The organism is Corallococcus llansteffanensis, assembly GCF_003612055.1.
Classification (GTDB): Bacteria; Myxococcota; Myxococcia; order Myxococcales; family Myxococcaceae; genus Corallococcus; species Corallococcus llansteffanensis.
The window spans coordinates 1-13,070 of record NZ_RAWB01000046.1 but is presented as its reverse complement, the minus strand read 5'-3'; the positions used below and the strand labels follow the sequence as shown (position 1 = coordinate 13,070).

The 13,070-nt window shown below is 70.5% G+C and carries 10 protein-coding genes; 9 read left to right on the top strand and 1 reads right to left on the bottom strand.

Annotated elements, in window-relative coordinates:
• Window positions 1-276: 276 nt before the first annotated feature.
• The 8 genes from D7V93_RS06920 to D7V93_RS06885 all read left to right on the top strand — a co-directional run bounded on the left by D7V93_RS06920 (window position 277) and on the right by D7V93_RS06885 (window position 10,922).
• Entirely contained in the window at window positions 277-2,058 is a 1,782-nt protein-coding gene (locus tag D7V93_RS06920) for a cytochrome c3 family protein (protein WP_244237149.1), read from the top strand.
• 30 nt (window positions 2,059-2,088) lie between these two features.
• Window positions 2,089-3,249, top strand: a complete 1,161-nt coding sequence (locus tag D7V93_RS06915) for an FIST signal transduction protein (RefSeq protein WP_120642616.1) — start codon at window positions 2,089-2,091, stop codon at window positions 3,247-3,249.
• Between the two features lie 5 nt (window positions 3,250-3,254).
• A complete protein-coding gene (locus D7V93_RS06910; protein WP_120642615.1) occupies window positions 3,255-6,221 on the top strand; it encodes a response regulator in 2,967 nt (988 codons plus the stop codon).
• Window positions 6,214-6,633, top strand: coding sequence for a response regulator (locus D7V93_RS06905; protein ID WP_120642614.1), 420 nt, complete (start codon window positions 6,214-6,216; stop codon window positions 6,631-6,633). The genes D7V93_RS06910 and D7V93_RS06905 overlap by 8 nt, the downstream gene beginning before the upstream one ends.
• A gap of 236 nt (window positions 6,634-6,869) precedes the next feature.
• Window positions 6,870-7,751 (top strand): tryptophan 2,3-dioxygenase family protein, encoded by an 882-nt coding sequence (locus D7V93_RS06900; protein ID WP_120642613.1) that lies wholly within the window; start codon window positions 6,870-6,872, stop codon window positions 7,749-7,751.
• Window positions 7,748-8,893 (top strand): aminotransferase class V-fold PLP-dependent enzyme, encoded by a 1,146-nt coding sequence (locus D7V93_RS06895; protein ID WP_120642612.1) that lies wholly within the window; start codon window positions 7,748-7,750, stop codon window positions 8,891-8,893. The genes D7V93_RS06900 and D7V93_RS06895 overlap by 4 nt, the downstream gene beginning before the upstream one ends.
• Entirely contained in the window at window positions 8,890-9,957 is a 1,068-nt protein-coding gene (locus D7V93_RS06890) for a methyltransferase (protein WP_244237148.1), read from the top strand. Before D7V93_RS06895 ends, D7V93_RS06890 begins: the two co-directional genes overlap by 4 nt.
• A 167-nt stretch (window positions 9,958-10,124) precedes the next feature.
• Window positions 10,125-10,922, top strand: a complete 798-nt coding sequence (locus D7V93_RS06885; RefSeq protein WP_341870915.1) for a dienelactone hydrolase family protein — start codon at window positions 10,125-10,127, stop codon at window positions 10,920-10,922.
• A 59-nt stretch (window positions 10,923-10,981) separates the two neighbouring features.
• Here the strand turns inward: D7V93_RS06885 and D7V93_RS06880 are convergent, their stop codons facing one another.
• Complete coding sequence (locus D7V93_RS06880; protein ID WP_120642610.1) at window positions 10,982-11,671, bottom strand: response regulator transcription factor; 690 nt, start codon at window positions 11,669-11,671, stop codon at window positions 10,982-10,984.
• 404 nt (window positions 11,672-12,075) lie between these two features.
• On the opposite strand from D7V93_RS06880, the gene D7V93_RS06875 reads away from it, so the two are divergent.
• Window positions 12,076-13,070 (top strand): sensor histidine kinase (locus D7V93_RS06875; RefSeq protein ID WP_279636856.1); only part of this gene is annotated, 995 nt, incomplete at its 3' end.

Below are 13,070 nucleotides of genomic sequence, written 5' to 3'. Positions count from 1 at the left end.
CCCTCTGAGCGGAAAAATTCTCAGAAGTTGAATGCTGCTGTTGATTACGGATATTCTTCGTACGGCTAAAACTACTCGCTCCCGGTAAAAGCCGGGTTTGAGTCGGCCCCGCTCCTACCGTCCCCCCGACGCGAAGGGCATCCGGGCCCCCTGGCCGCGACACTTCCACTGGAAGAGTCCGCTATCACGCGTACGAGGAGTACCCCCATGGGCGCAGTTGGAGCATTTCAGGCGCGGTTCGCGCGCACGACCCCCCGCTCGGCTTCCGCGGTCCCTATGGCCATGCTGGCCGGCTTGAGCGCACTGGCGCTCGCCTGCGGTGGCCCGGACGCCGTGGACGCGGAAGCTTCCGACTCGCAGGACGCGCTCGGGTCCCAGGCCCAGGCGGTGACGGACGAGCGGTCGGGGAGCTCTGGCGGGGCGCCGGTGGGGCTCGCGCTGGAAGTGGAGAACGGTGAGGGCGTGCCCCTGAAGGTGAAGGCCGGGCAGACCTTCTATGTGAACCAGATCGACCTGCGCGCCTTCGTCAACGCCACCGTGGACGAGGGGCTGACGGGCCTGCGCCGGAACAGCGACTTCGCGGTGCTCGGCTGGGGGGGCGTGCACCTGGAGGAGACGGAGTTCGTCGGCCTGGCCAACGGGGACGGCACCTTCACCCGCCGCGCCTTCTACCGCGACGCGGCCTGGATGAAGGTTCCCAGCCTCTTCACCGTGGAGCCCGTGGACGCGCGCGGCGTGCTCACCGGGACGCCGGTGCTCCTGAACGTCGGCAGCGACGACAAGCGCCGCACCGAGCGCGACGACTTCTTCATCCGCCGCATGCGCGCCATCCAGTGGGCCCGCGACTGCGCCAGCCTCACGGACTGTCGCAACGCGAAGAACTACGAGGAGGAGGCGCTGGTGGAGCTGCGCAACGCGTACGACCACGCGAAGCAGCAGACCTTCACCTTCCGCCCGAACACGCGCGGCCTGCGCCTGCGCTGGAGCCTGCGCCCGTTCGCCCCCTACTACATCCCCGTCACGCAGGAGGCCTCGCCCGCATTCGGCTACGGCTTCGCCATCGACATCAAGCCGCTGACCGCCCCCCGCAAGGACGGCACCTATGCCCCCGGCTCGGATGTAACTTTCCAGCTCACCTTGAAGGACGGCCAGGGCAAGCGGCTGCACCCCGCCGGCAGCCTTCCAACCTACAATGAGGTCGCACCCCCGGGCGCTCCCGGCCACCCGGCCGGCATCCAGTACTATCGGGCCTTCTTCGACGCGACGACGACCTACTACCGCCGCAAGCACCGGGAACGGATGATGATGACGCAGCTCATCGGGCCGGCGCAGGACATCCAGCCCATCCGGAGCATCGTCGACCTGGAGGCCTTCCTGGATGACTCCCAGGACGTGCAGACGGTGGCCACCCAGGCGCGCGACGGCGTGTACGCCCAGTTCATGACGTTCCCGCCCTCCAACAAGCTCTTCGGCGGCGCCTTCTTCCCCACCGAGGGCCGCTGGGACGCCCCCGTGAGCGACACCTGGACGTACCGCCTGCCGGCGGACGCCAAGCCGGGCACCTACCTGGTCACGGCCAAGGCCCGCCGCGTGTTCCTGGGCGAGGACGTCCCCGCGTCCCGCACCATTGAAATCCAGGTGGGCACCCGGACGCACACCGAGGCGAAGCTGACGACCGGTCCCTGCAACAGCTGCCACAGCAAGGGGGGCGAGCTCAGCCAGGTCGCGCACGCGAACGACAACCGCGCCGCGTGCGCGTCGTGTCATGCTCCGCTCGGCTTCGAACTGGAGGGGCCCATCTTCGTGCGCACGCACTTCATCCACTCGCGCTCCAACCGCTACGACGCGCCCGTGGAGAAGTGCTCGTCGTGCCACCTGGAGAAGGAAGGCACGCAGCGCACCAGCAAGGCCGCCTGCCTGTCGTGCCACAAGAGCTACCCGGACAGCCACGTGGCGAAGTTCGGCCCCATCGAAAGCATGTATGTGGGCGGGGGACGTGAATCGTTCCAGCAGTGCACCGGCAGTTGTCACAAGACGCACCCCGGCAGCGGCTTCTAGCCCCAGGCCGGGTTCGCAAGGAGGTCCGACATGGCCCACGTGAAGATGCAGACGGCTCGCTCCACCCTCATGGACCCCGTCGCGGCCGCGGAGGACCTCCTGCGACAACTTCACGGACCCCCACCGAAGCTGGTGACGCTGTTCGCCTCCCGTCAGCGCGACCAGCGCGCGCTCAACCGCGCGGTGCGCGAGCGGCTCCCGAAGGACACCCGGCTCGTGGGCGCCACCACGGGCGGGGAGCTGGACAACAACGGCATCCACAGCAACAGCGTGGTGCTGGGCGCGCTCTCCGGTGACTTCGAGGTGGGCCTGGGCCTGGGCAGCGGGCTCACCGGGGACGCCATCGCCGCCGGCGCCATGGCCATCAAGCGCGCGTGCGAGGAGCTGGGCGTGCGCCAGCAGGACCTGGACGCGCGCCGGTACGTGGGCCTCGTGATTGACGACGGCTTCCGCTACAAGAAGGAAGAGCTGCTGCTGGGCATCCTGGAGAAGAACCAGACGCTGGTGCTCGTGGGCGGCGGCGCCAGCGACTCGGAGCCGGACCCCGCGCGCCAGTCCGCGCTCATCCACGTGGACGGCGAGGTGGCCGGCGACGGCGTGCTCGTGGCCCTGTTCAAGACGAATGCCCCCTGGGCCGCGCTGCGCTCGCACTGGTACGTGCCCACCGGCCAGCGGCTCACCATCACCAAGGTGGATGAGACGCACACGCGCGCGCTCGAAATCGACGGGCAGCCCGCCGCGAAGCGCTACGCGGAGATCCTGGGCGTCACCCCGGACGAGCTGGAGTTCGGCAAGCCCAAGGGCTTCGCCGTGCGCCCCACCGCGCTCAAGGTGGGCCGCGAGTACTTCATCCGCGCCGCGTGGCGCCCCCTGGAGGACGGCTCCATCCTGTTCGCCAACCTCCTGGAGGAGGGCAGCGAGCTGGACCTGATGAAGGCCGGAGACCTGGCGGGCATGACGCGGGACTTCTTCTCGGAGGAGCTGCCCAGGCGCGTGCAGAACCCCCAGGCCGCCCTCCTGTTCCACTGCAGCGGACGCATGTGGTACGCGAACGCTACCGGGGTGGTGCCCCAGCTCTCCGAGGCCCTGAAGCTCGCACCGTCCGCCGCTGGGATGAACGTGCAGTTCGAGATCTACTCGGGGTTCCACATCAACACCACGCTGACCGTGCTGGCGTTCGGTTCCAACTAGACACAATGGCCAACCAACCGTTCGACGTGGCGCCCACGGAATCGCCCCTGGGTTACACCCTGTCGCTGCTGCTGGTGGGCAGCGAGCGTGAGACGCGCGCCATGCGCGACGCGCTGGAGCGGGAGGACATCCTCTCCATGCTCACCTACGAGCACGCCTGCTCGGTGGAGGCCCTGGACACGGCGCTGGAGCGGCCGTGGGCGCTGGTGCTCGCGGGTTCGGAGCTGCCCGGGCGGTCCTGGGAGGACATCCAGGCGGCGTGGGTGAAGCGCGGGCAGGAGCTCACCTTCGTGGTGAGCAGCCCCACGTGGGCCGCCGAAACGCTCGGGGCCGCCATGCGCGCCGGCGCGCGCGACTACGTCACCGAGGACCGCTACGGCCACCTGCCCTTCGTGGTGGCGCGCGAGCTGCGCCTGCACGCCGAGCGCGCCCAGCACCAGCTGACGGGCATGGAGCTGAAGCGGACCAACTACCTGCTCAGCAACATCATCGACGCGCTGCCCTTCGTGCTGTTCGTGAAGGACGCCCAGACGCGCCGGCTGGTGGTGGCCAACAAGACGTTCGCGGACGCCTTCAAGGTCACCAAGGAATGGCTGCTGGGGAAGCTGGACCACGACTACTTCCCGCGGGAGCAGGCGGACTCGTTCGTCGCCATCGACACGGAGATCCTCGAGACGCGGCAGATGAAGACCTTCGAGGAGGTCGCGCGCGCGGACGGCCAGGACCGCATCTTCGCCACGCGCAAGATTCCCCTGGTGGACGACCAGGGCGTCGCGCGCTTCGTGATGGGCGTCACCGACGACATCACCGAGCGCAAGCAGAACGAGGCGATGCTGCGCGCCTCCAAGGAGGAGCTGGAGGCCGCCAACAAGCAGCTCGCCGCCAGCCTGGAGGAGATCAAGAAGACGCGCGCGGTGTCCGCCCGGTCGCTCGCCAGCTACCAGCAGCGCGCGCTGCAGATGGAGATCATCCGTCAGCAGAACGAGGACCTGGACCGGCTGGCCCAGGAGCTCTCCGTCGCCAAGCGCAACGAGGAGGAGCGCGCCCGCGAGGCCGAGGGCGCCGTGCGCCTCAAGAGCGAGTTCCTGGCGAACTTCAGCCATGAGATCCGCACGCCGCTCAACGGCATCATCGGCTACTGCGACCTGTTGATGCGCGAGGAGGGCAGCCGCCTGACGCCGCACGGCCGGCGCGACCTCAACGTGGTGAAGACGAACGCCAAGACGCTCTTGGCGCTCATCAACGACATCCTGGACCTGTCCAAGATTGAAGCGGGCCGCGTGGAGGTCGTCACCGAACCCGTGGACGTGCAGGAGCTGGCCGACGAGTGCATGGCCACGGTGAAGGAGTACCTGAAGGGCAAGGACGTGGCCCTCACCGTCCACGTGGAGGCGGAGGCGCAGGAGGTGCGCACCGACGCGCTGAAGCTGCGGCAGATCATGCTCAACCTGCTGAGCAACGCGGCCAAGTTCACCGACACGGGCGAGGTGGCGCTCACGGTGGTGAGCTCCGGCGGCGGTGAGATGCTGATGACGGTGGAGGACACCGGCGTGGGCATCCCCGCCGACCAGCTCCCCTTCATCTTCGAGAAGTTCCGCCAGGTGGACGGCTCCACCACGCGCAAGGTGGGCGGCACGGGGCTGGGGCTCGCCATCGTGCGCGAATTGACGCGCGTGCTGGGCGGCACCGTGGACGTGACGAGCACGCTGGGCCGCGGCTCCACCTTCACGGTGCGGCTGCCGGACGTGCTCGCGACCACCGTGGGCGCCGACAGCCCCCATGCCACCGAGCGGCTGGTGCCGGTGCAGGACGTGGCCCAGAAGCTCGCGCCCATGGCGCGGCCGGGCAGCACGGTGCTGGTGGTGGATGACGACCCGCTCATCCAGCAGCTCGTCACCGGGCAGCTGGAGCCCGCGGGCTTCAAGGTCGTGACGGCGGATGACGGCATCGCCGCGCTGAAGCTCGCGCGGGAGCTGAAGCCGCAGGCCATCCTGCTGGACATCCACCTGCCCCGGATGGACGGCTGGTCGGTGTTGAGCCAGCTCAAGAGCGAGCCCACGCTCGCGGCCATCCCGGTCATCCTCGTGTCGGTGGAGGAGCAGCGCGCGCGCGGCTTCAGCCTGGGCGCGTGCGAGTACCTGGTGAAGCCGGTGGAGCCGGAGCGGTTGGTGGAGGTGGTGCAGAAGAGCCTCGCCTCCGCGGGCGCCACGGCCGCCACGGGCGACGTGCTGGTGGTGGACGACGACGCGGCCACGCGCGAGCTGGTGAGCCGCAACCTGCGCCGCGCGGGCTTCTCCACCAACGAGGCGCGCAACGGCGAGGACGCGCTGCTCAAGGCGCGCGTGTCGCCGCCGTCGCTGGTGGTGCTGGACCTGATGATGCCGAACCTGGACGGCTTCGAGGTGCTGCGCCGGCTGCGCGCGGAGAAGCTCTCCGTGCCGGTGGTGGTGCTCACCGGCAAGACGCTCACCCACGACGAGGAGACGCTCCTGCGCGACGGCTTCGCCGGCTTCGTGCGCAAGGGCGGCCACGCGCTGGAGGACGTCATCTCCCAGGCGAAGGGCCTGTTGATGTCCCAGCGGGCCGCGAGCGCGGGGAAGCTGCCCCGCGTGCTGTACGTGGAGGACAGCGAGCAGAACCGCGACATCGTCCGCCGCTACCTGGGCGGGATGTATGACCTCATCGAGGCGGAGGACGGCGAGCAGGGCCTGGAGCGGGCCCGCAACGACGGGCCGGACCTCATCCTCATGGACCTGTCCCTGCCGCGGCTCGACGGCTGGGAAGTCACCCGCAGGCTCCGGGCGTTGCCGGATGGGCAGAACGTGCCTGTCATCGCCGTCACGGCCCACGCGGGACGCGAGTATCAGGACAAGGCCCAGGCGGCCGGTTGCACGGCCTACCTGACCAAGCCCCTGGACCGCGAGCAGCTCATCGAGACGATTCGTCAGTATCTAGGGAGAAGCCATGGCTGAACCGAAACCGCGCGTCCTGGTCGTGGACGACGATCCGGATCTGCTCGACCTCGTGCAGCGCTCGCTGAGTGCGTACGGGTTCGACGTGCAGACCCACACGTCCGCGCTGGGCGTGTCCAACATCGTGCGCGCCTCCGAGCCGGACTTCGTGCTCATCGACGTGAACTTCCCCGCCCTCAAGGGGGACAAGGTCGTGGGCCTGGCGCGCCAGTACGCGCCCCCGGGCACCCGCTTCATCCTCTACTCCGCCTCGGATGAGGCCAAGCTGCGCTCGCTCGCCATCGCCTCCGGCGCGGACGGCTACATCTCCAAGAGCGTGCAGGGCGCGGACCTGGCCCAGAAGCTCAACGCCATGCGCCTCAAGCCCCGCACGGCCGCCCCGGGCCGGAATCCCTCTCCCATCGAGGGCTGAGAAGACGGGGATTCCAGGCTGACTCCCACCCTGGGTGCACCCGGCCTCCCGGGTCACCCATCCCCCCAGTGCCAGGAAAATCTCGGAAAGTGATAACCTGAGCCGTCTGCTGACTTGAAGTCCACAGAAAGACCTGTAAGGTAGTCGCTTCTAGAGTTTTACGCGCCCACTGTTCCCCCCGAACTGGGGCGCATTCCACCCACCTTCCGTATTTCCTTGCGCCTCCCGGAGGGGACATGCACTCGTCGACCGATTACAGCCACGCCGAAAAGCTGAAGCACGAGCTGACGCAGCCGCTTTTCAATCCGATGCTGAAGAAGTGGGTGGGCAAGGGCGAGCTGGACTACGAGCGCTACCTCCAGACGGGCACGCTGCTGGGGCTGCAGTCGTCGGAAGCGGAGCGCGTGTCGCACGACGAGCTGATGTTCCAGATCGTCCACCAGTCGCAGGAGCTGTACCTGAAGCTGGCGTCGCGCGAGGTGGTGGAGGTGGTGGCGGAGATGGACCGCGACGCGCTGTGGGCCGTCGTCGCCCGGCTCGCGCGGGTGCAGAAGATCCTCCAGTGCATCAGCGCGGAGATGGCGGTGCTGGAGACGATGACGCCGGACTCGTACCAGGTCATCCGCCGCAGCCTGGGCAACGGCAGCGGGCAGGAGTCGCCGGGCTACAACACGTTCCGCCTGGCGGCCACGGGGCTGGAGTCCGCGATGGAGCGGATGCTGGCGCGCCGCGGAGTGACGCTGCTGCAGATCTACTCGGCCGGGGGGCCCGAGGACCTGAAGCACGTCTGTGAGAACCTGGTGACGATGGACGAGGGGTTCCAGGGCTGGCTGTACGCGCACTTCCAGCTGGTGCGGCGCACCATTGGCGTGGACCGCTCCGTGAAGGCGCTGGACGGGCTGCCCACGCAGGTGCTGGCCGGCCGGATGACGCTGCCGCTGTTCCGCGCGCTGTGGGACGTGCGCGTGGAGATGACGGCGGGCTGGAAGCGCGAAGGCGGCTATGCGACGGGCGTGCACCGCGCGCCGGATCCGCACGAGCAGCCGCGCACCGGTGGCGGCTGCCCGTACGCGCAGCACGCGGCATCCTTCCCGGCGGAGCTGCGGAGCCACCCGTGAGCGGGGGGGTGCTCCTGGAGTCCCTCCGCGCGGAGTACCCCCTGCTGCAGACCTGTACGTACCTCAACAGCAACTCCACCGGCGCGATGCCGCGCGCGGTGGAGGGTGTGCTCGCGCACTACTGGAACACGATGCGCGCGTGGCGCGATGACACCTGGGACGGGTGGCTGTCCCAGATGCAGGCGTACGCGGACGGCGTCGCGGGGCTCATCGGCGCGCCGGCCGGTTCGGTGGCGCTGGACGTGAACCTGAGCGCGCACCTGTCGCGCCTGGGCACGTGCCTGGACTTCAGCGGCGAGCGCCGCCGCGTCGTCATCACCGACCTGGAGTTCCCCACGGTGCCCTTCATCTGGAAGGGCTTCGCGCGCTACGGGGCGGAGCTGGTGGTGGTGCCGTCGCGCGACGGTCGCGTGGACGAGGCCCTGCTGGAGGCCGCCATCGACGAGCGCACGCGGCTGGTCTGCGTGTCGCACGGCGCGTTCGCCACCGGCGCGGTGCTGGACGTCGCGCGCGTGGCGAAGGCGGCGCACGCGGCCGGGGCGCTCATCGCCACGGACGCGTACCAGACGGTGGGCACGGTGCCGGTGGACGTGCGCGCGCTGGACGTGGACTTCCTCATGGGCGGCGCGCACAAGTGGCTGGGCGGCTCCGAGGCCGCCTTCCTCTACGTGCGCCCGGAGCTGCTGTCCACGCTGCGGCCCGCCGCCACCGGGTGGCTCGCCGGGGCCACGCCGCTCGCGTTCCAGGCGGCGGAGGACTTCGCGCCGGATGCGCGGCGGATGATGGGCGGCACGCCCGCGCCGCTGATGGTGCTGCTGTCCCAGCCGGGGCTGGACCTGCTGAAGGGCGTGGGCCTGGCCGCGGTGCGCGAGCACTCGCTGAAGCTCACGTCCCGCCTGATGGCCCGGGCGGACGAAGCGGGGCTGCACGTGGTGACGCCGCGCGAGCCGCAAAAGCGTGGCGGCGTGGTGGCGCTGCGCTTCCCGGGTGACGCGGACGTGACGCGGCGGCTGGTGGCGCGCGGCTTCATCTGCAGCCACCGGGGCTCCCTGCGCGCGGCGCCGCACTTCTACAATACGCTGGAGGAGGTGGAGTCCTTCATGGATGCCCTCGTCCAGGAGCAGCGCAAGGAGGCCGCATGAGCGCCGCGATGCCAGCACCGTCAGCACCGTTCCCTGCCCCGTCGCGGGAGGCCGCCTCGCCGCGCGCCCTGCTGCACCTGCTGTTCAACGGCGCGCGCGCGCTGGACGTGGTGGAGACGGCGCTGGGCCTGGGGCTGCTGGACGCGCTGGAGCCCGGGCCGGTGACGCTGGGGGAGCTGTCCGCGCGGCACGGCCTGGTGCCCACGCGGCTGTACAAGTTCCTCGACTGCCTGGAGAGCCTGGGGCTCGTGCAGCGCGAGCAGCCCTCGGACGCGCTGGAGGACACGCGCTACCGGGGCGTGCCGGGCCTGCGCGCCGCGGCGGACGCGGTGCTGGGGCCTCGCTCGCTGGAGCGCGACCGGGAGAAGTACGACTGGAAGGCACTGCACGGCCGGCTGCCGGAGGTCCTGCGCGGCCAGCACGCGATGTCCGCGGCCTCCTTCGACTGGCCTCCGCGCACGCCCGAACAGGTGGAGGGCTTCGAGGCCAGCATGGCCGCGGGCCTGGGCCCCATCCTGGAGACGTTCCGCGCGCACGCGGGCGCGCTGTGGCCCTCCGGGGCGCGGCTGCTCGACGTGGGCGGCGGTGACGGCACGCTCGCGGAGCACCTGCTGCGCGAGCACGCGTCCCTGTCCGTGGACGTCTACAACCTGCCCGCCACCGAGGCGCTCGTCGCGCGCACGCGCGAGCGCGCGGGATTGCCGGCGGCGCGGCTGGGCTTCGTGGGCGGCGACTTCCTGCGCGAGCCCCTGCCAAAGGGCTACGACGCGCTGTCGTTCGTGCGCGTGCTGCACGACTGGCCCGCTGAGGTGGCGCGCTCGCTGATGCAGGCGGCCTTCGCGGCGCTGCCGTCGGGCGGCCGCGTGCTCATCTGTGAGGAGTTCCGCACCCCCGAGCGGCTGGCGGCCCAGTTCTTCTGGTCCTACTTCCTCATCGGCGTGGACGCGTGCGTGAGCCGCCTGCGCGAGGTGGAGTTCTACCTGGACGCGCTCACCGCCGCGGGCTTCACGCACGCACACGTGCGGCCCGGCCCCTTCGAGCTCGTCGTCGCCACGAAGCCCTGAAACCCGACAGGAGCCCCTCCTTTCAGGACTTCAGGGCCTCCCTCCCTCCCCGCCCACGGGGTGTCGGACGGCGGACAGCCTGGACCCCCAGACAGGTCACGCCGGGCGGGAGCGTGGTCAACTTGCTCTCAGTCGCAGTCAGCCAAACGCAGACGGGAGGAGCCTGTATGACAGGTCCCCGGTCAGGGACGGGGTTGAGGGCGGTAAAGCAGGACCACGGGACGGAAGAGGCACGGCAGTCGCCCGAGGCCCGTGGAGCAAGACCGGCGGCGCGCACGCATCTGGAGCGCGAGGTGATGGTGCCGGTGGATGACGCGGTCCTCCTGAGAGGACGGCTGGCGGTGCCCGCGGGCGCCCGGGGCGTGGTGGTGCTGGCGCGAGGCAGCGACAGCAGCCGTCAGAGTCCCCGGCTCGCGCAGACCTCGCACCTGTTCCAGGCGATGGGGCTGGGCACCCTGCTGTTGGACCTGCTCACCAGCGAGGAGATGGAGGAGCGCCGCACGCGGCAGCTCCGCTTCAACATGGGCCTGTTGGGCATGCGCATGGCGGGCGCGGCGCGGTGGCTGCAACGCGAGCCCCACACCACCGGCCTGCGCGTGGGCTACTTCGGCGCGCACACCGGCGCGGGCGCGGCGCTGTCGGCCGCGGCCTTCCGTCCGGACTTCGTGGAGGCGGTCGTCTCCCGGGGTGGGCGGCCGGACCTGGCCGGAGCGGTGCTGCCCAAGGTGCGGGCCCCCACGCTGCTGCTGGTGGGCGGCGCGGACGCGCTGGGCCTGGACATCAACCGCCGGGCCTACGCGGAGCTCCAGACCCAGAAGCGCATGGACATCATCCCGGGCGCGACCCACCACTTCCAGGAAGACGCGGAGCTGGAGAAGGTGGCGGAGCTCGCCGGGGAGTGGTTCCTCCAGCACCTGGGGGCGCCCCAGTACGACGCGGAGGCGGAACCGGCTCCAGTGCCCTGAGTGTTTCAGGGAGGTCTCAGGGGCGGCCTCCGCGAGACAGCGGGCGGCCGCCCTTCGTGTCACGCCACCACGGGACGGGCGACGCCCAGCTCACACGCCAGCACCGCGAGCTGCGCGCGGTTCTCCGGCCCCAGCTTGCGGTAGATGTTCGTCAGGTGCGCCTTCACGGTGCGCTCGGTGATGCCCAGGTGCGCGGCGATCTTCAGGTTGTCCGCGCCCGCCGCCACGTAGCCCAGCACCTCGCGCTCCCGGAGCGTCAGCCGGGACAGGGCGGAGCCCGACGGGGTGAAGTCCTCCAAGTGCAGGACATTGGACTGGAGCATCTCCATGGGCAACAGCCGCTCACCCCGCGCCACCCGGCCCACGGCCCGCACCAGCTCGTCGCAGCTCACGTTCAGCTTGCACAGGTAGCCCGCCGCCCCCGCCTGGAAGCACTGCTCCACGATGGCCGGCTCCTGGTGACCCGACAGCACCAGGGACCGCACCTGGGGGTGGAAGTCGTGCAGGGACTTCAACACCACCAGGCCGTCCTCCACGACAGCGCGGCCCACCTGCTCCAGCCGCAGGTCCACCAGGGCGACATGGGGCGCGGCACCGCGCACCTGCGACAGGAACGAATGGGTGTCCGAGCACCGGGCCACCACCTTCATCCCCGCGCCTTCCAGCAGGGCCACCAGGCTCTCCCGGAAGAGGAGCTGGTCCTCCAGAAGAGCCACCCGGATTTCCTGCCCTGCCGCATTCAATTCCATGATGAGACCTTCCTAACAGCGGCCTTCCCGCCCTGGAACTCTCAATGGCGATCGGAAGGTCTGAAGGTAACGGTAGGGGTAGGGTCCTGCTCGAAAGTCGCTCCGAGGACGACCACCCGACCGAGCGCATGGACCGTGAGCCGCGCGCCCTCATCCTCCTCGGACCCCTGCTACCAATGGGCGACAACCCGGGCGGGGGTGGCGTCGGGCCCAACCCTGATGGGTAGGCGGATCTTGCCGGCCCCGGAGCACTGCGGTACGCCCTCCTCCGTGGTCGAGCTCATCCGCCAGCACGAGGACCAGGAGCCACGCACCTGCAGCGCCGGCTGTGCCACGGGAGAGGAGGCCACGCGCGCGACGGCCCTCCAGGAAGAGAATCGACGCTTGCGTGCGAAGGTGAAGGCATGAGCCCTCGGCGCCCGTCCCTGAAGCCCCGGAAGCCTCCGGCCGCGGCAGGGGGTGGAAGTCCGGCGCTGCTGCGCAAGTACCGTGGGCTGTTGTCCAAGCACGACGCGCTGGTGCGCAAGCTGGACGAGCGCACCACGACCTTCACGCTGTCCAGTTGGGCGCTGGAGACGAGCGCCAGCGCCCTGGCCGTGCTGCGCACGGGCGAGGTGGTGGTGGCCAACGCCCGCTGGCGTGCGCTGAGCCGGGAGCGGGGCCCCTGGTGGCGCGAAGAAAAGGGTCAGGGCACCGGCCCGACCTACGCCGCCCTGCGCGACCTGGCGGAGGCGGAAGCGGTGCTCGCCGAGGCGGAAGGCGGGGCGCGCATCACGCGCTTCCGACAGGTTCGCGGAGCCCAGCCCCAGGTCCTGGAGGTGCGCACGGAGCGCGTCACCCATCCCCTGGCAGGACAGGTGCTGGTGCTCGCCCGCGACATCACCGCCCAGGCGCGCGACGAGGAGGAGCTGGCGCAGGCGCGCGCCACGCTGCTGGAGCGCGCGCAGCTCCGGGCCCTGGGAGAGCTGGCGGCGGGCATGGCGCACGACCTGCGCAACACGCTCAACGCCATGCGGCTGCGGCTGGAGATGCTCCAGCGCGACGCCAGCGCCATCACCGAGCACGGGCAGCACCACATGGACGCGCTGGCGCGCATCGTCGCCGACGCGGGGGAGCGCGTGGGCCGGCTCCAGGACTTCTCCCGCCCGAGGACGCGCTCCACCGTGGAGCGCGTCCAGTTGCTCGACGTCATCCGGGACGCGGTGGACATCGCGCGGGGCGGCATCGAGCACCGCAGGGACGGGCAGGCCTCGCGGCTGGACGTGGTGCTGCCAGGGACGCTCCCGCAGGTGTCGGGGTCGGCCATGGAGCTGCGGTACGTGCTCATCAACCTGCTCATCAACGCACGCGACGCCATGCCCCGGGGCGGCACCATCCGCGTGCGGGCGGGGAGCAGGGG

What these genes read in the sequence shown, in the direction of transcription:
- D7V93_RS06890 (WP_244237148.1), top strand. Translation starts at nt 8,890, where the DNA reads ATGAGCGCCGCGATGCCAGCACCGTCAGCACCGTTCCCTGCCCCGTCG.
- D7V93_RS06920 (WP_244237149.1), top strand. Translation starts at nt 277, where the DNA reads ATGGCCATGCTGGCCGGCTTGAGCGCACTGGCGCTCGCCTGCGGTGGC.
- D7V93_RS06915 (WP_120642616.1), top strand. Translation starts at nt 2,089, where the DNA reads ATGGCCCACGTGAAGATGCAGACGGCTCGCTCCACCCTCATGGACCCC.
- D7V93_RS06910 (WP_120642615.1), top strand. Translation starts at nt 3,255, where the DNA reads ATGGCCAACCAACCGTTCGACGTGGCGCCCACGGAATCGCCCCTGGGT.
- D7V93_RS06905 (WP_120642614.1), top strand. Translation starts at nt 6,214, where the DNA reads ATGGCTGAACCGAAACCGCGCGTCCTGGTCGTGGACGACGATCCGGAT.
- D7V93_RS06885 (WP_341870915.1), top strand. Translation starts at nt 10,125, where the DNA reads ATGACAGGTCCCCGGTCAGGGACGGGGTTGAGGGCGGTAAAGCAGGAC.
- D7V93_RS06880 (WP_120642610.1), bottom strand. Translation starts at nt 11,671, where the DNA reads ATGGAATTGAATGCGGCAGGGCAGGAAATCCGGGTGGCTCTTCTGGAG.
- D7V93_RS06900 (WP_120642613.1), top strand. Translation starts at nt 6,870, where the DNA reads ATGCACTCGTCGACCGATTACAGCCACGCCGAAAAGCTGAAGCACGAG.